Origin of the sequence: Streptomyces sp. NPDC002793 (assembly GCF_040295485.1) — a bacterium.
GTDB lineage: Bacteria > Actinomycetota > Actinomycetes > Streptomycetales > Streptomycetaceae > Streptomyces.
This window is the reverse complement of the sequence record NZ_JBEOVL010000064.1, coordinates 1-18010: the sequence shown is the minus strand read 5'-3', so window position 1 is coordinate 18010 and position 18010 is coordinate 1. Positions and strand designations below refer to the sequence as shown.

The following is an 18010-nucleotide window of genomic DNA, read 5'->3' as shown; positions in this document are numbered from 1 at the left end:
GAATGTGCCTCTTGCCCCCGGTACACCGGGGACCAGAAGATAAAAAGGCTTATCCGGAGCTAACGGGCGAGGTGGCTATGGTAGGGGCTCCACTGGACACCACCAGAGCCGATAGGGGAGGTGCGGCTGCGCCTGTGGATCGGAGAGGTGCGCTGCGGCGTTTTCTCAGGTCGGCGGGTGAGCCGAAATCCGTGACCAACATCGCTGACCGTTCTTCCAACGATTCCGCACCGACCGCGACCTTCGCCTCAGATGCGGATTCCCAGGCGTGGACCCCGCCCTCATGGGAAGAGATCGTCAGCACGCACAGCGCCAGGGTGTACCGCCTCGCCTACCGGCTGACGGGTAACCAGCACGACGCCGAGGACCTCACCCAGGAGGTCTTCGTCCGTGTCTTCCGGTCGCTGTCCACCTACACGCCCGGCACTTTCGAGGGCTGGCTGCACAGGATCACGACGAATCTCTTCCTGGACATGGTCCGCCGCAAGCAGCGGATCCGTTTCGACTCACTGGGCGACGACGCCGCCGAGCGGCTGCCGAGCCGTGAGCCGTCCCCGCAGCAGGTCTTCAACGACACGCACTTCGACGCGGACGTCCAGCAGGCGCTGGACACCCTCGCGCCCGAGTTCCGTGCCGCGGTCGTGCTCTGCGACATCGAGGGACTCTCGTACGAGGAGATCGCCGCCACGCTCGGCGTCAAGCTCGGCACGGTGCGCAGCCGCATCCACCGCGGCCGCTCGCACCTGCGCAAGGCACTCCGGCACCGTTCGCCCGAGGCCCGCGCCGAGCAGCGTTCCCTCGCGGACGCGGTCCTTGCCGGGGAGGGCGGAACGGCGTGAGCGGCACAGGTCCGACCCCCGCGGAGCAGCATCTGGGGGACCGGCTCGCCGCGCTCGTCGACGGTGAGCTCAAACACGATGCCCGGGAGCGGGTCCTGGCCCATCTGGCGACCTGCGCCAGATGCAAGGCCGAGGCGGACTCCCAGCGGCGGCTGAAAAGTGCCTTCGCCACCTCCGCGGCCCCTTCGCCCTCCGAGGGGTTCCTCGCCCGTCTGCAGGGCCTCCCGGGGGGCCCCAGCGGTGACGGGCCGGGCGGGCCGGGTGACGGCACGAGCGCCGGTCGGCGCCTCGGGGACGGAATCCTTCCCGTACGCGAGCCCGGCGGGCCCGCGGAACCGGGGCGCTCGCCGCTGGACGGCTTCGGATACCTGCCGACCGCCCACGGCTCGACCGCCGTACTGCCGGGCGGCGCGTCCGGTTCCGGCTTCCGGATCCATGACGTGGGCCGGGACGCCGACCGTTCGCCCTGGCGAGCGCGGCGCTTCGCGTTCGTCGCGGCCAGCGCGGTCTCGCTCGCGGCCATCGCGCTGGGCGGAACCCTCCCACTCGACTACGGACCCGAAGCGCCGGCCAGCGCCGAGGGTGCGGGCAGCAACGCGACTCCGCTCGAGGCCGAGGAGCGGGCCGGCGGTGCCGCCGTCGCGGCCGGCCGCAGTGGTGGCGGGGCCCTCGCCGTCGGAGCGGACCGGGCGGCCCGGCCCGGCGCCACACCGTCCTCGTCCGCCCGGCCCGTGCTCACCTCCGCGCCGTCGCTGCTGAGCACCTCGACGCTCACCGGCGGTGGCACCCACGCCTACCCGGTGCTGAACGTGATCGTGCCGCCGCTGATACGCCCGACCGACGCCGGCCCGCTGTACGCGCCCGCGCTCGGCGACCGGGCCGGTGGTGGAGCGCACCAGGAGCCGTCCGCACCGCCCGCACCGTCCGCGACGGCCTCCGCCTCACCTCTGCGCGACCACGCGATGCCGCTTTCCCCGCTGCGCTGACCAGGACCCTGCGCGCGGATTCGCAAACCTGGTTGAATTCCGGGAGGGACGCCTCTGTGGGCGTGCAAGGGCCAGTTGCGGGGAGAGCATGGACGACGAGAAGCCCAGCGGGCCGAAGACGAAGTGGTGGAGCCGCCCCTCCGCGGAGCGGAACCGCCCGGACGGGCCGGAGGACTCGGTGGCCGTCACCGACGCGGGGGCGACCGCGCCCAAGGAGCCGGCCCTGACCGGGCCCGCCACGGCCGGAGAGCCGCCCGCCCCCGGGAACCCGCCCGGTGAGGACGGCGACTTCCGCCCCGCGCCCCCGGCGGCACCCGTCCCCGCGCCCCCGGCACCCGCCGCGCCACCGGCCTCGCCCGCGCCGCCCGCCGCCGAGCCTCCGGCGCACCGTACGCAGCCGCTGCACGCTCCCGACGAGTACAGCACCCCGCCCTACGGTGGCCCGGGCCCGTGGGCGCCCGCGCCGCCCGTGCAGCGCCCGGTGGCGACCCCGGCCCACGGGACCCACGTACCGCCCGTACCGCCGCCGTACGCAGGGACGGACGGCCACGGCGTGCCGGCGCCCCACCCCGCCTCCGCGCCCGCCACGACTCCGGCACCGGGCGAGCGGGGGCACGCCGAGGCATGGCCGCCCCCGTCGGCGCCGCACACGGCGCCTCAGCCGCACGCCGCGCCCCAGCCCTCCGTGCCGGCCCAGCAGACCCAGCAGCCCTCGCAGTGGCTGCGGTACGACCCGTGGGGCGCGCCCCAGCAGCCGCTGAGCCACCCGGGCCCCGGCCAGGACACCCGGCCGCGTAAGGGCCGTCGGGGCTCGATCCTCGTCGGAGCCGCGCTGCTCGCCCTCGTCGCCGGGGGAGTCGGCGGCGGAATCGGTGCCTACGTCGAGCGCAACGGCGGCCTGACCACCGTGGAACTGCCCCAGTCCGGCCGGGACGACGGCGGCCGGGCGCCCGACAGCGTCGCCGGCATCGCCGCGAGCGCGCTGCCCAGCGTGGTCACCCTGCACGTCAACGGCTCCGCCGAGTCCGGAACCGGCACCGGCTTCGTCCTCGACGGCAAGGGCCACATCCTGACCAACAACCATGTGGTCGCCCCCGCGGGCTCCACCGGCGACATCACCGTGACGTTCAGCGGCGGGGAGACCGCGTCGGCCGAGATCATCGGCAAGGACAGCGGCTACGACCTGGCCGTCGTCAAGGTGACCGGTGTCTCCGGCCTCAAACCGCTGCCGCTCGGGAACTCCGACAACGTGCAGGTGGGCGACCCCGTCGTCGCCATCGGAGCCCCCTTCGACCTGTCCAACACGGTCACCTCCGGCATCATCAGCGCCAAGCAGCGGCCCATCACCGCGGGCGGTGAGAAGGGCGACGGCACCGACGTCAGTTACGTCGACGCCCTGCAGACCGACGCCCCCATCAACCCGGGCAACTCGGGCGGCCCGCTGGTCGACGCCGATGCCCGGGTGATCGGCATCAACAGCGCCATCCGCGCGGCGGACAGCGGATCCGCTCTCGACGGCGGCCAGTCCGGCTCGATCGGCCTCGGTTTCGCGATACCCATCAACCAGGGCAAGCGCGTCGCCGAGGAACTGATCAGCACCGGCAAGGCCACTCACCCGGTGATCGGCGTCACGCTGGACATGGAGTTCACCGGCGACGGAGCCAAGGTCGGGGGCGAGACGGCCGACGGCGGAGCGGCGGTGACCGAAGGAGGCCCGGCCGACAGGGCGGGCATCCGGCAGGGTGACGTCATCACCGAGGTGGAGGGCCGGCGCGTGCACAGCGGCGAGGAACTGATCGTCAAGATCCGCGCCCACCGACCCGGTGACCGGCTCGGGCTCGTCCTCACCCGCGGTGGTGAGGACCTGTCCATGACCTTGACGCTGGGGTCGGCGAGCGGCACCTGAAGGTCACCGGCAGGTACCGCACGGACAGCTTCGCCGGGTACCGTGGAGCGGTCCGGGCCCCTGATGACCTGGCGGCGGTGAACACGCGGAGACCACGCAGAGAACACGAGGAGCAGCAAGGTGTTCAATGACATAGGCGCACTCGAGTTGCTGACGCTCGTGGTTCTCGCCGTGCTCGTATTCGGCCCGGAGAAGCTGCCGAAGGTCATCCAGGACGTCACGCGCACCATCCGCAAGATCCGTGAGTTCTCGGACAGCGCCAAGGAAGACATCCGCTCGGAGCTCGGACCGCAGTTCAAGGACTTCGAGTTCGAGGACCTGAACCCCAAGACGTTCGTCCGCAAGCAGCTCATGGACGGCAACGACGACCTGGGGCTCAAGGAGATCCGCGAGAGCTTCGACCTTCGCAAGGAGATGGCCGATGTCACCGACGCGGTGAACGGCCGCGAGAGCGACTCGTCCACGGCCACCGCGACGGCGGGCACGGCCGCGGCGGCCGGTGCCACCACCAAGCCCGACCTCCTCAAGAAGCCCGCGCAACCGGCCAAGGACGAGCGCCCGCCCTTCGACGCAGACGCCACCTGAGACCGGTCAATCCCGACTGCTCCGGACGGTATGGCTATTCTCCATCTGTCCGGTAGCGAGGTTGCCCATGCCCACGGGGGGAGGGCCGCGCCGGATCAGCGATTGATCGAGGAGGCGGCCGGGCAGATGGAGACGACGAGTCGGGCAGGGGCGGACGGTGCGCCCAGCGCAGTCACCGCAGAGGGGGTGCCGGCGACCCGGCGTACTGTCGACGGCTATCTCAAGGCGCCGTTCCCCTGGTACGGGTTGGACGACGCCTTCGCGGGTCCGCGCTGGCTGATGCACGTGACCGCCGCGGCGGACGACACCGTGCAGCACGGTTCCACCGGGCACGGTGAGGAGCCGGTCGTACGGGTCGACGCGGGGGCGGAGAAGGCGCGTTTCGCGGTGGTCGTGACCGTGGGCAGCAGCCCCGTGCGGCACAGCGACGACGGCACGGGGGTGCTGGACGCCACCACGGTCTCGTCGGCGGCCTGGCTGGCGGGCTCAGGCCTGCTGGACTGCACCTGGCCCCCGCAGATGGACCACACCCTGCGTGGCGAATGGCTGAAGCAGCAGACCGAAACCGCGTTCGACCTCGCGGACGACCTTGGCCAGGCACCCTGGTCGACGCTGTCCCTGCCGGTGGACGGCGTACCGGTGGACTTCCACTACCGCGAGTCGGAGTTCGGCTGGGTGCTCGCGGGTTCGGCCCCCGACGGGGTGCACATCGGCGCCTACGGGCGGGGCATGAGCGCCTACGGCCTGGGATTCGCGGTGATCGGCGACATCGCCTCGTACGAGGGCTGAGTCGCGGACGGGTGGGGGCGGCCTCCCGCAGGAGGCCGCCCCCACCCGTCCGACGGTCAGAACTTGTTGCGCGGGGTGAGACCCAGCGACATCCCGGACAGGCCGCGCTGACGGCCGCTCAGCTTCTCGGCGATGGAGCGCAGCGCGGAGCCCGCCGGGGAGTCCGGGTCGGACAGGACGACGGGCTTGCCCTCGTCCCCGCCCTCACGCAGGCGCAGGTCGATGGGGATGGACCCGAGCACCGGGACCTCGGCGCCGACCGTCTTCGTCAGCCCGTCGGCGACCCGCTGCCCGCCGCCCGAACCGAACACGTCGACCATCTCGTCGCAGTGCGGGCACGGCATGCCCGACATGTTCTCGACGACACCGACGATCTTCTGGTGGGTCTGCACGGCGATGGAACCGGCCCGCTCCGCCACCTCGGCGGCGGCCTGCTGCGGGGTCGTGACGACCAGGATCTCGGCGTTGGGCACGAGCTGTGCCACGGAGATCGCGATGTCACCGGTGCCCGGCGGCAGGTCGAGCAGCAGGACGTCCAGGTCGCCCCAGTACACATCGGCGAGGAACTGCTGCAGCGCGCGGTGCAGCATGGGGCCGCGCCACACCACCGGGGCGTTCCCCGGGGTGAACATGCCGATGGAGATCACCTTCACGCCGTGCGCGGACGGCGGCATGATCATGTTCTCGACCTGGGTGGGCTTGCCGTCCGCGCCGAGCATCCGGGGCACGCTGTGTCCGTAGATGTCCGCGTCGACCACACCGACCTTGAGGCCGTCGGCCGCCATCGCCGCCGCGAGGTTCACCGTCACCGAGGACTTGCCGACGCCGCCCTTGCCGGACGCCACCGCGTAGACCCGGGTCAGTGAACCCGGCTTGGCGAACGGAACCTCGCGCTCGGCCGTGCCGCCGCGCAGGGACGAGGCGAGCTCCTTGCGCTGTTCGTCGCTCATCACGTCGAGCGTGACCTCGACCCGTGACACGCCCTCGACGCGGGCCACCGCGTCGGTCACGTTCTTGGTGATCGTCTCGCGCATCGGGCAGCCGGAAACCGTGAGATACACGGTGACAGCGACCACACCGTCGGGATCGATCTCGACCGACTTCACCATGCCCAGCTCGGTGATGGGGCGGTGGATCTCCGGGTCGTTCACTGTCGCCAGCGCTTCGCGCACCGCATCTTCCGTAGCCATACCTCGATAGTACGGTGCGCGCGCAACGCTCCTCGGAAGGGTGGTGGCGGGCGACGGGAGGGAACGGCGCCGAGGGCTACGCGTGGGTAGCCACTCAGCGGTCGCCTTCGTCACTCTCGACCCGGGAGAGGATCCGGCGCTCCTCCATGTCCTTCACCATGGCCTCCAGCTCGGAGCGGATCCAGTCCCGGGTGGCGACCTCCCCGAGGCCCATCCGGAGCGCGGCGATCTCCCGGCTGAGGAATTCGGTGTCCGCGATCGAGCGCTCGTTCTGCTTGCGGTCCTGTTCGTGGGTGACCCGGTCGCGGTCGTCCTGGCGGTTCTGCGCGAGCAGGATGAGCGGGGCGGCGTAGGAGGCCTGGAGGGACAGCATCAGCGTCAGGAAGATGAACGGGTACTGGTCGAACCGGAGTTCCTCCGGAGCGAAGATGTTCCACACCACCCAGAGGATGATGATCAGCGTCATCCAGACGATGAACCGTCCGGTGCCCAGGAAGCGGGCGATGCGCTCGGAGAACCGGCCGAACGCCTCGGGGTCGTACTCGGGCAGCAGCCGGCGCCGGGGCGCCTTCGGCTGGTCGAGGCGGGGGCGCGGCGGGCGCACGATGCCCGAGGCTCCCGTCGGCGCGGTCCTCGCGCGGTCCTCAGCGGCCACCGGCGATCCCCTCCTCGCCCTGGAAGTCGGTCTCACGCCAGTCCTCGGGGAGCAGGTGGTCCAGCACGTCGTCGACGGTCACCGCGCCCAGCAGCGATCCGCTCTCGTCCACGACGGGCACCGAGACCATGTTGTACGCGGCCAGATAGCTGGTCACGGCGGGCAGCGGGGTGTCCGGCGTCAGGGGCACGAGATCACTGTCGACGATCGAGCTCACCAGGGTGAACGGCGGGTCCCGCAGCAGCCGCTGGAAGTGCACGGTGCCCAGATACCTGCCGGTGGGGGTCTCGTCCGGCGACCGGCAGACGTACACCTGCGCGGCCAGGGCGGGCGACAGGTCCTGCTGGCGGACCCTGGCCAGCGCGTCCGCGACGGTCGCGTCGGGCCGCAGGATGATCGGCTCGGTCGTCATCAGCCCGCCCGCGGTCCGCTCCTCGTACGCCAGCAGGCGCCGTACGTCTGCGGCATCGTCCGGCCGCATCAGGGCCAGCAGCCGTTCCTTGTCCGCCTCCGGCAGCTCGGAGAGCAGGTCGGCCGCGTCGTCCGGGTCCATCGCCTCCAGGACGTCCGCGGCGCGGTCCTCCTCCAACTTGCCGATGATCTCCACCTGGTCGTCACCGGGGAGCTCCTCCAGGACGTCGGCGAGCCGCTCGTCGTCCAGGGCCGCGGCGACCTCGGCCCGGCGCTTGGGCGACAGATGGTGCAGGGCGTTGGCGACATCGGTGGGGCGCAGCCGTTCGAAGGTCGCCACCAGGCTCTCGGCACCCTGTCCCTGCTCCTCCAGCGAGAAACCGCTGATGGCCGACCACTCCACGGTCAGCGTCTCGCCCTTGCGGCGCAGCGCCCCGCCCCGGCCCTTGCGGACGAAGAACTTGTCGATCTCCCAGTCACGGCGGGCCGGGAGCTGCTGGATGGCGACGTCGAGGACGGTCACCTCCTCGTCCGTCTCGACGAGGCGCGCCCGCCGGTCAAGGAACTCGCCGAGGACGAGTCGCTCGGTCGGGCGTTGCTCGAAGCGCCGCATGTTGACCACACCGGTGGTGATGACCTGGCCCGACTCGACCCCCGTCACGCGGGTGATCGGCAGGAAGATGCGCCGCCGGCTCACGACCTCGACGACCATGCCGAGCAGCCGCGGGGGCCTGCCGCCGACCCGCAGCATCGCCACCAGGTCCCGGACCCGGCCGACCTGATCACCGTTCGGGTCGAACACCGGTACGCCGGAGAGGTGGGAGACGAAAACCCTGGGAGTGCCTGCCGCCATCCTCGCGTCTCCCTCCGCCCCTCATGTCCTCCTGCGCCGTGATCAGGCTAGCCCGTACCGGTCCGGGACGCCCGGGCGGACCGTCCGTACGGCGCTCTGCCGAACGGCGTACGCGGCACGGGTACGCTGCCGTCTGCCATCCTCCGACACACAGATGAGAGGCAGTGCGCCAGTGACCTCTTCCGCCCCTGCCGTCCGGACCCGTCGCCGGACCGTTTCCGCCGTGGTGCTCTGCGCGGGACTCACGGTCGCGCTCACGGCCTGCGCAGGAGAGGACCCGGACAAGGGGACCAACGGCGTCGGCAAACTGACCGCCGCGCAGATCGACAAGAAGACACGGGCCGCGGCCGACGCCGCGGACGCGGTGCGGCTCACGGGCAAACTGGTCAGCAAGGGTGGGACGTACACCCTGAACATGCAGCTCAGCAGTGAGGGCGGCACGGGATCGGTCGTCTCGGAGCAGAACACCTTCGATCTGCTGCGCATCGGCGACGAGCTCTACCTGAAGGCCGACGCGGGCTTCTGGAAGGACGACAAGGCCGACGACGAGAGCGACCAGGCCGCCGACAAGCTCCGGAACAAGTACGTCAAGGTCCCCGAGGACGACCCCACCTACCAGCAGATGCGTGGCTTCACGGAGAAGGACACGCTGCTCGACGGGCTGCTCGCACTGCACGGGAAGATCAACAAGGGCGACCGGGACACGATCGGCGGGGTGCGCACCGTGCAGATCATGGGCGGAAAGGGTGAGGGGGGCACCCTGCACGTCTCCCTCGAAAGCACCCCGTACCCCCTTCGGGTCGCCCGCGGCGGAGGTGGCGGCACGGTCACCCTCGCCGACTGGGGCCAGACCTTCGAACTGGAGGAGCCGGCCGAGGGCGACACCGTGGACTACGGCGGCGAGCTTCCCAGGACCTCCGGCTGACGGAGCCGGCCGGTCAGCGCTTCCCGCGGCGCTTCAGCAGCAGCCGGGGGAGCGCGGCCGGGGCCGTCCGCCGCGTGGTCGCCCCGGTGGGCAGCGGCCGCGCGGCCAGAGAGGTGTCCGGCAGGTCGGTGCGGGTGGCGCCGGGCGTCAGCCGTACGACCCGGCACTCACGGGCCCAGCGTTCCGTCAGCTGTTCGGCGTCCGGGGCGTTCAGCCGTTTGCCCTTGAGCTCGCCGACCGCCGCCTCCCACTCCTCGGAGCGCGGTTCCAGCACCGTGACGGCGGCTGTCCAGGCCACGATCCGGCCGCCCTTGTCCTTGCTGCGTACGGTCACCTCGGCGGCGGCACCGGCGTCGAGACCGGCGGGGAGCGGCTGCTCCCCGGGGCCGTCCCCGACGAGCACAGCGGCGCCCTCGTGCCACACGTGCCACAACGCCCGGGAGGGCCCGGTGCCCCGCACCCAGATGAGGCCGGACTTCTTGGTGGCCTCCTCGACGAGAGCCCGGGCAAGCGACACGTCAGCAGCAGTCATGGGTGAACTCTAGGGGAGAGCCCCTCAGAGCCAGCCGTTGCGCTTGAGGATGCGATGGATGGAGAAGCAGACGACACCGATGAGCGCCAGCACCATCGGATAGCCGTACGTCCACTGCAGTTCCGGCATGTGATCGAAGTTCATGCCGTAGACGCCGCAGATCATCGTCGGTACGGCGATGATGGCCGCCCAGGACGTGATCTTGCGCATGTCCTCGTTCTGCGTGACGGTCGCCTGCGCCAGATTGGCCTGGAGGATCGAGTTCAGGAGCTCGTCGAAGCCGATGACCTCCTCGTGCACCCGGGCCAGGTGGTCGGCGACGTCACGGAAGTACTTCTGGATGTCGGGGTCGATCAGCCGCATCGGACGCTCGCTCAGCAGTTGCATCGGCCGCAGCAGCGGCGACACGGCCCGCTTGAACTCCAGCACCTCGCGCTTCAGCTGGTAGATCCGGCCCGCGTCCGATCCGCGTGCGCTGCCCTTGGCGGGAGTGGAGAACACGTCGATCTCCACCTCGTCGATGTCGTCCTGCACCGAGGCCGCCACCGCGATGTAGCCGTCGACGACGTGGTCGGCGATGGAGTGCAGCACGGCGGACGGCCCTTTGGCGAGCAGCTCGGGATCCTCCTGGAGGCGGTGGCGCAGGGCGCGCAGCGACCCCTGTCCGCCGTGCCGGACGGTGATCACGAAGTCCCGCCCGGTGAAGCACATCACCTCGCCGGTCTCCACGACCTCGCTGGTCGCGGTCAGTTCGGCGTGCTCGACGTAGTGGATCGTCTTGAAGACGGTGAAGAGCGTGTCGTCGTACCGCTCCAGCTTCGGCCGCTGGTGGGCGTGGACCGCGTCTTCGACGGCGAGCGGGTGCAGTCCGAACTCCCTTGCGATACCCGCGAATTCCTCCTCCGTCGGCTCGTGCAGCCCGATCCAGGCGAAGCCGCCCTCCTCCCGCACGCGCAGCATCGCCTCGCGTGGTGTCTGGCAGGAGGCCTCGGTGACCCGGCGCCCGCCCCGGTAGACCGCGCAGTCGACGACGGCGCTGGAGGCGGACGGGTCACGGGTGGCGTCGTAGCTGCTGTACGGGGTGTTGCTCTTGCGCTGGGACGGGCGCACGGCGGCGCGCAGGTCACGGATCATCGACATGGCTGGCTCCTCTTCACGGAGGGCCGTCGGCGGTGGACACGTGGAACTGCCCGGAATGGGGACGTGCGCTCACGTCCGCAAAGCGGGCGGCACCGCGCGGGCACGATGACGGCGTTCGCTACAGACAGGCAAAAACGAGGGGCTCTTCCGGTGCGCGAACTGCCGTGGTGACGTCCGGGTGGGGCGTCAGATCACAGAAGGAAGGCGTTGTGCGGAAGGGCGGTTGGTACTGCACGGTCGACTTGGATCCACCGCAGCCCCACCTCCTCCGGCCGGTCCCCCGTAGGGGATCACGTGTTGTCAGGACTGAGAGCGACGCTTCTGCGTGCTGTCCCGACCGACGCCCCAGGCTATCAGCCAGGTGAGGAGCCAATCCCTTCCTTTGCCCGTTCGCTACGCGTTCTATGCTCGCGGCATGGGAGAAATTCTTGATCTGGTCGAGGCCCGGCTCCGTACGGCGCTGGGGGAGCCGGACGCGCGCGCCGATGTGACGTTCCTCGGCACGGACCGCATCGAGGTGCTCCGCTTCATCGACGGCGATGTGGTGCGCTACGCCACGCTCGGTATGTCCGCCCAGCCGATGGCCGACCCGACGTCCCCCCTCGCCGACCCCGTGAAGGGCCCGCGCGCCGAACTGGTCCTGTCCGTGCGGGTGGGGCTCGCCGACACCGACCAGGTGCTGCGGCCCCTCGCCGTCCTCGCGGCCTCGCCGCAGGTCGAGGGGCTGATCGTGACCCCCGGGGCATCGCTGGACCTCGGGCAGCCGCTGTGGGCCGGGGCCCCCTTCAGCTCCGTCCTGGTCGCCGAGCCCGGCGGCCTGGTCGAGGACCTGCAGCCGGCCCCCCCGATGGACCCGGTGCGCTTCCTGCCGCTGCTGCCGATGACGCACAACGAGGCCGCCTGGAAGCGTGTCAGGGGCGCGCAGGAGCTCCAGGAGCGCTGGCTCACGCACGGGACGGACCTGCGGGATCCGCTGCGCGCGTCCGTGCCGCTGGACTGACCCACCGGACGGGGGCAGCCCCGCCGCGCGGCCAGGAGGGGGAACCGCGGGTGGGGCCGGTAGGGGGAGGCAGCACGCCGAGAAGCCGGCGCTCAGCGGGCGAAGACCGTGACGCCGTCCTCCGTGGCGTGGCGCGGTTCCAGTTCCTCCGCCTCGTGGGTCAGTGCCGAGCGCCGGACCCACACGACGGCGGCGCCGACCAGCGCCGCGACGGCGGCGACGACGAACGGCAGGTGGATGTCGCTCCACCCCTCGATCTTCGGGGCGAGGTAGGGGGCCGCAGCCGCGGCGAACCAGCGGACGAAGTTGTATCCGGCGCTCGCCACCGGGCGCGGGGCGTCCGAGACGCCGAGGGCCAGTTCGGTGTAGACGGTGTTGTTCATGCCGATGAAGGCGCCCGAGACGATGGTGCAGACGATGGCCGTCGTGTGGCTGCCGTATCCGAGGACCACCAGGTCCGCGGCGAGCAGCACCAGGGAGCCGCCGACCACCCTCAGCGGGCCGAAGCGCCGCTGCAGACGTGGCGCGACGAGCACCGAGAAGACGGCGAGCAGCAGGCCCCAGGCGAAGAACACGGCCCCCGACCTGTACGGGGACATGTTCAGGACGAACGGTGTGAAGGCCAGGATCGTGAAGAACGCGTAGTTGTAGAAGAACGCCGATGCGGCGACCGAGGCCAGCCCGCCGTGGCCGAGGGCCCTGACCGGGTCGAGCGGCGAGGTCTTCCGGGCCGGCTTGGGCTGTTCCCTGAGGAACGCGGTGATGCAGAGGAATCCGATGGCCATCAGCACGGCGGTGCCGAAGAACGGGTAGCGCCAGCTGGCGTCACCGAGCAGGGCGCCGACCAGGGGCCCGCACGCCATGCCGAGGCCGAGTGCCGACTCGTACAGCAGGATCGCCGACGAACTGCCGCCGGCGGCGGCGCCGACGATCACCGCGAGAGCGGTGGACACGAACAGGGCGTTGCCCAGGCCCCAGCCCGCCCGGAAGCCGACCAGCTGGGCGACGGACGAGGACGTGCCGGAGAGCGCGGCGAAGACGACGACCAGCGCGAGGCCGGCCAGCAGGGTCTTGCGCCCGCCGATGCGGCTGGAGACGAAGCCGGTCACGAGCATCGCGATCGCGGTGATCAGGAAGTACGAGGTGAACAGCAGGGACACCTGGCCCGTCGTGGCCCTGAGTCCCTCGGCGATGGACGGCAGGATCGGGTCCACCAGGCCGATCCCCATGAAGGCCACGACCGATGCGCCCGCCGTGGCCCAGACGGCCTTCGGCTGACGCAGGATGCTGGTCGTCCCTTCGTCGAACGGATCCTCTCCCCGCATGGCTCTCTCACTCTCCGCTAGATCGTTGCGTTATACACAGAATAAGTTAGACGAACTAATAAATGCAAGCTACATGTATTTTTGCCGGTCAGGGCCGTGCCGCGAGCGGGTGATCGTCCTTGACGCGGCGACGGCCGGGGAGGACCGTTGGGCGTTATGAGGGGCGAACCCAGTTGCCCGAAGTGCGGTGGCCGGGTCAGGGCGCCCGGCTTCTTCGCCGATGCCTGGCAGTGCTCCACGCACGGCCAGGTGAGTCCGATGCAGCCGGTGGTCCCGCCCAGCGTCGAGGCGCTGGGCGTGGTGGTGCACCGGGCCCGGGTTCCGGTGTGGATGCCCTGGCCGCTCCCCGTGGGCTGGCTGTTCACGGGTGCGGCGTACGCGGGCGACGACCGCAGTGGCGGCCGTGCCACCGCCGTGGCGTGTTCGGGCCCCGGCCCGCTCGGAGGCATGGGCGAACTGCTGCTCGTCGCCGAGGAGCTGGGCGTCGGGCTCGGCGCGCGTTACGCCGGCATCGACGGCCCCGACCCCGGCTCCGGCCTCCGCGTCGACGCGGCACCGGACACCAAGGTGCTCGCCGCGGGACGCCCCACCGCCCTCTGGCACGTCAAGGACGCCCCCGCCGACCGTGCGGTCTTCGCGGGTGAGGCGCGTGGCATGTGGCTCTGGGCGATCGTCTGGCCCGAACAGTCCGGGCTCCTGATGTACGACGAACTCGTGCTGACCGATCTGCGCGACGCCGGCGGGGAAGTGGACCTGCTGCCGTGCGGAGCGCTGACCCCCCGGCTGCTCACGCCGCCCTGACCCCTCCCTGCTCCCGGCCGAGGGCCGTGAGGGTGCGGCCCGGCGGTTATCCTGGAGCGTCCCCCGTCCGTCGGCCCGCAATGGAGTACGCGTCGTGCGCATCGACCTGCACACCCACTCCACGGCTTCGGACGGCACGGACACCCCCGCCGAACTCATGGCCAACGCCGTCGCGGCGGGCCTCGATGTCGTGGCCCTGACCGACCACGACACGGTCGGGGGCCACGCGGAGGCGTCGGCCGCCCTCCCCGAGGGGCTCACGCTCGTCACGGGCGCCGAGCTCTCCTGCCGTGTCGACGGCGTCGGCGTGCACATGCTCGCCTACCTCTTCGACCCCGCCGAGCCCGAACTCGCCCGTGAGCGCGAGCTCGTCCGGGACGACCGGGTGCCGCGGGCGCAGGCCATGGTGCGACGGCTCCAGGAGCTGGGCGTCCCGGTCACCTGGGAGCAGGTCGCGCGGATCGCCGGGAACGGCTCCGTCGGCCGCCCGCACGTCGCGACGGCACTCATGGAGCTGGGGGTCGTCGACACGGTCTCCGACGCGTTCACCTCGGCCTGGCTCGGCAACGGCGGACGTGCGTACGCCGACAAGCACGAGCTCGACCCCTTCGACGCGGTCCGGCTGGTCAAGGCCGCCGGTGGCGTCACGGTCTTCGCGCACCCGCTGGCGGTCAAGCGGGGCGAGGTCGTCCCCGAAGCCGTGATCGCGCGGCTGGCGGACGCCGGCCTCGACGGCATCGAAGTGGACCACATGGACCACGACGAGCCCACCAGAGCCCGGCTGCGCGGGCTCGCCGCCGACCTGGGGCTGCTTCCCACCGGGTCCAGTGACTACCACGGCACCCGCAAGACCGTCCGGCTCGGGGAGTACACCACCGACCCCGAGATCTACGGCGAGATCACCCGGCGCGCCACGGGGGCCTTCCCCGTGCCGGGCGCCGGCGGACCGCTCCCCGCGTAACGGGGCCCTTCCCCCTCCCTCACCCGCTTCGTCGTGTCCCCGCACGCCCGGGCGTCCCCGTGACGTGCCGCCGCGTGCGTCCTCCTGCTCGACCCGCTCTTCTCTCGCAAGGCTCACCGTGTTCGACATCGCTGTCTTCGGATCCCTCTTCCTCACCCTTTTCGTGATCATGGATCCGCCCGGGATCACCCCGATCTTCCTGGCCCTCACCGCGGGCCGCCCTGCCAAGGTGCAGCGCAGGATGGCTCTCCAGGCCGTCGCCGTCGCCTTCGGCGTCATCGCCGTCTTCGGCCTGCTCGGCCAGCAGATTCTCGACTACCTGCACGTCTCCGTGCCGGCGCTGATGATCGCGGGCGGGCTCCTCCTCCTGCTCATCGCCCTGGACCTGCTCACCGGCAAGACGGACGAACCGACCCAGACCAAGGACGTGAACGTCGCGCTCGTCCCGCTGGGGATGCCGCTGCTGGCCGGGCCCGGCGCGATCGTCTCGGTGATCCTCGCGGTGCAGGACGCGGACGGCGTCGGCGGGCAGATCTCCGTCTGGGCGGCGATCGTCGCGATGCACCTGGTGCTCTGGCTGGCCATGCGGTATTCGCTGTTGATCATCCGTGTGATCAAGGACGGCGGAGTGGTGCTGGTGACCCGGCTCGCCGGAATGATGCTCTCGGCCATCGCCGTGCAGCAGATCATCAACGGCGTCACCCAGGTCATCCAGAACTCCTGAGCCCACGGGCCCGGACACCACAGCACCCCCGCACGAGTCTTCCGCGCGGGGGTGCTTCGTCTTCAGCTCGTCATGCGCTCGAGTTCAGCGACGCGGAGCAGTGCAAGGTGTCATGAAGCCGAGGTGTCGGCCGGCCGGATGTAGATGCGCTGGCCCATGGCTGCGGCCTGCTGCACGATCCGGTTGACGGAGGCGGCGTCCACGACGGTGCTGTCCACGGCGGTACCGTCGACATCGTCGAGTCGCATGATCTCGAAGCGCATATGGCTTCCCTTCGTCTGATCCTCCTGCTGGAGAACTACTGGGGGGACGGGCTGGCCGTCCGTGAGGACGGGGAGCACGAGGCGTCTGCGCCTCGCGTTCCCCAGGGGGTACAACGGCTTGCCCACGGCAAACATTCCCTACGCTAAGGAAATTTTTTGGATGTCTAAGTACCCGTCGGTAATCAGCCATGCGCGGACAATGAGGTCCGCATGAACCCGGACACGCGGACGGACGAGGGGCCGGGCATCCGCGAACAGCTGGACCGCACCAACGCACTGCTCCTGCGCGTACTCGCCGAGGTGTCGAAGACCCCTTCCACCCACGCGATCTTCGTGGACGCGGGGTACGTCTACGCGGCGGCCGGACTGCTCGTCACCGGCACCGAGGACCGCCGGTCCTTCGACCTGGACGCGGAAGGGCTGATCGAGGCCTTCATCGACAAGGCCCGCACGATCTTCGCGGACAGCAGGCTGCTGCGCGTGTACTGGTACGACGGGGCCAGGCGCCGGATCCACACCGTCGAGCAGCAGTCGATCGCCGAACTCCCCGACGTCAAGGTCAGGCTCGGCAATCTGAACGCGAACAACCAGCAGAAGGGAGTCGACTCACTCATCCGCACGGACCTGGAGTCGCTCGCCCGGCACCGCGCCATCAGCGACGCCGCACTGGTCGGCGGCGACGAGGACCTGGTCTCGGCGGTCGAGGCGGCCCAGGGCTACGGCGCCCGTGTCCACCTCTGGGGCATCGAGGCGGGCGAGGGCCGCAACCAGGCCGAGCCGCTGCTCTGGGAGGTCGACAGCCAGCGCACCTTCGACCTCGACTTCTGCCGCCCCTACGTCACCCGGCGCTCCGTCACCATGTACGACGACGAAAGCCCGGCGCCCGCACGCGACGACGTCCGCTTCGTCGGCGCCCAGATCGCCGCCGGCTGGCTCTCCTCGCGCGGCCGTGACGCCCTCGCCGACCTCCTGCCCGGGCACCCCTATCTGCCGGGCTCGGTCGACCAGGACCTGCTCGTCGAGGCCGAGCGGCTCCTCCAGCACTCGCTGCGCGGCCACGCCCATCTGCGCCGGGCGTTGCGCGACGGCTTCTGGCAGCACCTGCAGGCGCAGTACTGACCCGGGGCGGGGATCAGGGGCGGACTCCGTTCCAGAACGCGACGAGGGCCGCCGCGGTCTCCTCCGGCCGGGCCGTGTTGGGGGAGTGCTCCGCGCCCTCGATCACGGTGCGGCCGGCGCCGAGCCGCTCGGCCATGCGGTCGAGCAGCGGCACCGGCCAGACGTCGTCGCGCTCGCCCGAGACGACGTGCACGGGCAGGGAGAGGGCGGCGAGCTCGGCCACCCGGTCGGGCTCGGACGACAGCTGCGCGCCGGTGGCGATCAGCTGCGCCGGGTCGTGCCGCAGCCAGCGGCGGCGCAGGTCCTCTCCGTCGCCGGTGTCCGCGTCCTCGGGTGGGTCCATCGCGCGCATCATCTGCCAGACCTCGGCCATGCTCCAGCGCGTGAGCGCGTCGCCGAGCAGTCGCGCCTTCTTCTGCTGGGCCGGGTCGATCTCGGCGGGGCCGGACGACATCAGGGTCAGTGAACGGAAGGGCGTGGAGTCCAGCAGTACCGCCGCGCGGGCGATCTGGCCGCCCAGCGAGTGCCCGAGCAGATGGATGCCGCCGGTCGGGGCCGCACCGTCGACGGCAGCGGCCTGCGCCAGCACGTCCCGCGCCAACTCGGCCTGGCTGTAGCAGTCCTGACGGTCCGTCCGTTCCGTCTCGTACTGCCCCCGGCCATCGACGGACAGCACGCGGAAGCCTGCGTCGGCGAGGGGTTCCAGCAACGCGACGAAGTCCTCCTTGCTGCCCGTGTACCCGGGCAGCAGGAGCGCGGTGGAATGCGCGCCGGAAGGCGGTGCGGCGTCCAGTACGGCGAAATCCCCGCGCTCGGTGCGCAGCACGCGGGCGCGGGCACAGGGGGGCGGGGTGAAGGTGGGCGGCCTGCTCATGGGGCCGAGGGTATCGCCGCCGGTCCGACCGCGCCCAGGCAGCCGTACGGCCCCGTCCTGTGGACGGTGCTCGCCGCTGTCCCGCTGGCCGGCGCCCTGCTCGCCCTGACCCTGACCGCCGGGCGGCGGGAG

The 18010-nt window shown here is 71.2% G+C and carries 19 protein-coding genes; 11 read left to right on the top strand and 8 right to left on the bottom strand.

Features of this window, described 5'->3' with window-relative positions; translation table 11 throughout:
• Positions 1–77 precede the first annotated feature (77 nt).
• The 5 genes from sigE (at position 78) to ABT001_RS33365 (ending at position 5105) form a co-directional block, all read left to right on the top strand.
• Positions 78–839 (top strand): RNA polymerase sigma factor SigE, encoded by a 762-nt coding sequence (sigE, locus tag ABT001_RS33385; protein WP_351285188.1) that lies wholly within the window; start codon positions 78–80, stop codon positions 837–839.
• On the top strand, positions 836–1825 hold the full coding sequence (locus ABT001_RS33380) for an anti-sigma factor family protein (protein WP_351285186.1): 990 nt from the start codon (positions 836–838) through the stop codon (positions 1823–1825). Before sigE ends, ABT001_RS33380 begins: the two co-directional genes overlap by 4 nt.
• Positions 1826–1913: 88 nt before the next feature.
• Positions 1914–3731, top strand: a complete 1818-nt coding sequence (locus ABT001_RS33375) for a trypsin-like peptidase domain-containing protein (RefSeq protein ID WP_351285185.1) — start codon at positions 1914–1916, stop codon at positions 3729–3731.
• Between the two features lie 120 nt (positions 3732–3851).
• The gene (locus tag ABT001_RS33370; protein ID WP_351285184.1) at positions 3852–4316 is read left to right on the top strand and encodes a sec-independent translocase; all 465 of its coding nucleotides are present in this window, start codon (positions 3852–3854) and stop codon (positions 4314–4316) included.
• Positions 4317–4442: 126 nt separating this feature from the next.
• Complete coding sequence (locus tag ABT001_RS33365) at positions 4443–5105, top strand: hypothetical protein (protein ID WP_351285183.1); 663 nt, start codon at positions 4443–4445, stop codon at positions 5103–5105.
• A gap of 56 nt (positions 5106–5161) precedes the next feature.
• Here ABT001_RS33365 and ABT001_RS33360 read toward each other — a convergent pair whose 3' ends face one another.
• From ABT001_RS33360 to ABT001_RS33350, 3 genes are all read right to left on the bottom strand, one after another.
• Positions 5162–6295 carry an Mrp/NBP35 family ATP-binding protein gene (locus ABT001_RS33360; protein WP_351285182.1) on the bottom strand — a complete coding sequence of 378 codons (1134 nt, stop codon included), beginning with the start codon at positions 6293–6295 and terminating at the stop codon, positions 5162–5164.
• A gap of 94 nt (positions 6296–6389) precedes the next feature.
• Positions 6390–6950, bottom strand: coding sequence for a DUF1003 domain-containing protein (locus ABT001_RS33355; RefSeq protein ID WP_351285181.1), 561 nt, complete (start codon positions 6948–6950; stop codon positions 6390–6392).
• Positions 6940–8214, bottom strand: a complete 1275-nt coding sequence (locus ABT001_RS33350) for a magnesium transporter MgtE N-terminal domain-containing protein (protein ID WP_351285179.1) — start codon at positions 8212–8214, stop codon at positions 6940–6942. The genes ABT001_RS33355 and ABT001_RS33350 overlap by 11 nt, the downstream gene beginning before the upstream one ends.
• Before the next feature lie 172 nt (positions 8215–8386).
• Between ABT001_RS33350 and ABT001_RS33345 the strand changes: the two genes are divergently transcribed.
• Entirely contained in the window at positions 8387–9139 is a 753-nt protein-coding gene (locus ABT001_RS33345) for a hypothetical protein (RefSeq protein ID WP_351285178.1), read from the top strand.
• Between the two features lie 13 nt (positions 9140–9152).
• Here ABT001_RS33345 and ABT001_RS33340 read toward each other — a convergent pair whose 3' ends face one another.
• Positions 9153–9671 carry a hypothetical protein gene (locus ABT001_RS33340; RefSeq protein WP_351285177.1) on the bottom strand — a complete coding sequence of 173 codons (519 nt, stop codon included), beginning with the start codon at positions 9669–9671 and terminating at the stop codon, positions 9153–9155.
• 24 nt (positions 9672–9695) lie between these two features.
• Positions 9696–10811, bottom strand: coding sequence for a magnesium and cobalt transport protein CorA (locus tag ABT001_RS33335; protein ID WP_351285176.1), 1116 nt, complete (start codon positions 10809–10811; stop codon positions 9696–9698).
• Positions 10812–11226: 415 nt separating this feature from the next.
• On the opposite strand from ABT001_RS33335, the gene ABT001_RS33330 reads away from it, so the two are divergent.
• On the top strand, positions 11227–11811 hold the full coding sequence (locus ABT001_RS33330) for a suppressor of fused domain protein (protein ID WP_351285174.1): 585 nt from the start codon (positions 11227–11229) through the stop codon (positions 11809–11811).
• Positions 11812–11903: 92 nt separating this feature from the next.
• On the opposite strand, the gene ABT001_RS33325 is transcribed toward ABT001_RS33330, so the two are convergent.
• Entirely contained in the window at positions 11904–13136 is a 1233-nt protein-coding gene (locus ABT001_RS33325; RefSeq protein ID WP_351285173.1) for an MFS transporter, read from the bottom strand.
• Between the two features lie 156 nt (positions 13137–13292).
• Here ABT001_RS33325 and ABT001_RS33320 point away from each other — a divergent pair, with 156 nt between their 5' ends.
• The 3 genes from ABT001_RS33320 to ABT001_RS33310 all read left to right on the top strand — a co-directional run bounded on the left by ABT001_RS33320 (position 13293) and on the right by ABT001_RS33310 (position 15622).
• Positions 13293–13937, top strand: a complete 645-nt coding sequence (locus ABT001_RS33320; RefSeq protein ID WP_351285172.1) for a DUF6758 family protein — start codon at positions 13293–13295, stop codon at positions 13935–13937.
• A gap of 94 nt (positions 13938–14031) precedes the next feature.
• Positions 14032–14898: a PHP domain-containing protein gene (locus tag ABT001_RS33315; protein ID WP_351285170.1), complete on the top strand. Its 867-nt coding sequence runs from the start codon at positions 14032–14034 to the stop codon at positions 14896–14898.
• A 118-nt stretch (positions 14899–15016) separates the two neighbouring features.
• Positions 15017–15622, top strand: a complete 606-nt coding sequence (locus ABT001_RS33310; protein WP_351285168.1) for a MarC family protein — start codon at positions 15017–15019, stop codon at positions 15620–15622.
• A 110-nt stretch (positions 15623–15732) separates the two neighbouring features.
• On the opposite strand, the gene ABT001_RS33305 is transcribed toward ABT001_RS33310, so the two are convergent.
• Positions 15733–15885, bottom strand: coding sequence for a DUF8834 family protein (locus ABT001_RS33305; protein ID WP_014154223.1), 153 nt, complete (start codon positions 15883–15885; stop codon positions 15733–15735).
• Positions 15886–16095: 210 nt separating this feature from the next.
• Here ABT001_RS33305 and ABT001_RS33300 point away from each other — a divergent pair, with 210 nt between their 5' ends.
• Complete coding sequence (locus ABT001_RS33300) at positions 16096–17004, top strand: NYN domain-containing protein (protein ID WP_351285167.1); 909 nt, start codon at positions 16096–16098, stop codon at positions 17002–17004.
• A 13-nt stretch (positions 17005–17017) separates the two neighbouring features.
• On the opposite strand, the gene ABT001_RS33295 is transcribed toward ABT001_RS33300, so the two are convergent.
• Positions 17018–17878, bottom strand: a complete 861-nt coding sequence (locus tag ABT001_RS33295) for an alpha/beta fold hydrolase (protein WP_351285207.1) — start codon at positions 17876–17878, stop codon at positions 17018–17020.
• Between the last annotated feature and the right edge of the window lie 132 nt (positions 17879–18010).

Excerpts from the sequence above, each read along its gene's own strand:
- ABT001_RS33365 (WP_351285183.1), top strand. The coding sequence starts at position 4,443 with ATGGAGACGACGAGTCGGGCAGGGGCGGACGGTGCGCCCAGCGCAGTC.
- ABT001_RS33340 (WP_351285177.1), bottom strand. The coding sequence starts at position 9,671 with ATGACTGCTGCTGACGTGTCGCTTGCCCGGGCTCTCGTCGAGGAGGCC.
- ABT001_RS33305 (WP_014154223.1), bottom strand. The coding sequence starts at position 15,885 with ATGCGCTTCGAGATCATGCGACTCGACGATGTCGACGGTACCGCCGTG.
- ABT001_RS33330 (WP_351285174.1), top strand. The coding sequence starts at position 11,227 with ATGGGAGAAATTCTTGATCTGGTCGAGGCCCGGCTCCGTACGGCGCTG.
- sigE (WP_351285188.1), top strand. The coding sequence starts at position 78 with ATGGTAGGGGCTCCACTGGACACCACCAGAGCCGATAGGGGAGGTGCG.
- ABT001_RS33300 (WP_351285167.1), top strand. The coding sequence starts at position 16,096 with ATGAACCCGGACACGCGGACGGACGAGGGGCCGGGCATCCGCGAACAG.
- ABT001_RS33320 (WP_351285172.1), top strand. The coding sequence starts at position 13,293 with ATGAGGGGCGAACCCAGTTGCCCGAAGTGCGGTGGCCGGGTCAGGGCG.
- ABT001_RS33295 (WP_351285207.1), bottom strand. The coding sequence starts at position 17,878 with ATGAGCAGGCCGCCCACCTTCACCCCGCCCCCCTGTGCCCGCGCCCGC.
- ABT001_RS33375 (WP_351285185.1), top strand. The coding sequence starts at position 1,914 with ATGGACGACGAGAAGCCCAGCGGGCCGAAGACGAAGTGGTGGAGCCGC.
- ABT001_RS33335 (WP_351285176.1), bottom strand. The coding sequence starts at position 10,811 with ATGTCGATGATCCGTGACCTGCGCGCCGCCGTGCGCCCGTCCCAGCGC.
- ABT001_RS33350 (WP_351285179.1), bottom strand. The coding sequence starts at position 8,214 with ATGGCGGCAGGCACTCCCAGGGTTTTCGTCTCCCACCTCTCCGGCGTA.
- ABT001_RS33325 (WP_351285173.1), bottom strand. The coding sequence starts at position 13,136 with ATGCGGGGAGAGGATCCGTTCGACGAAGGGACGACCAGCATCCTGCGT.
- ABT001_RS33360 (WP_351285182.1), bottom strand. The coding sequence starts at position 6,295 with ATGGCTACGGAAGATGCGGTGCGCGAAGCGCTGGCGACAGTGAACGAC.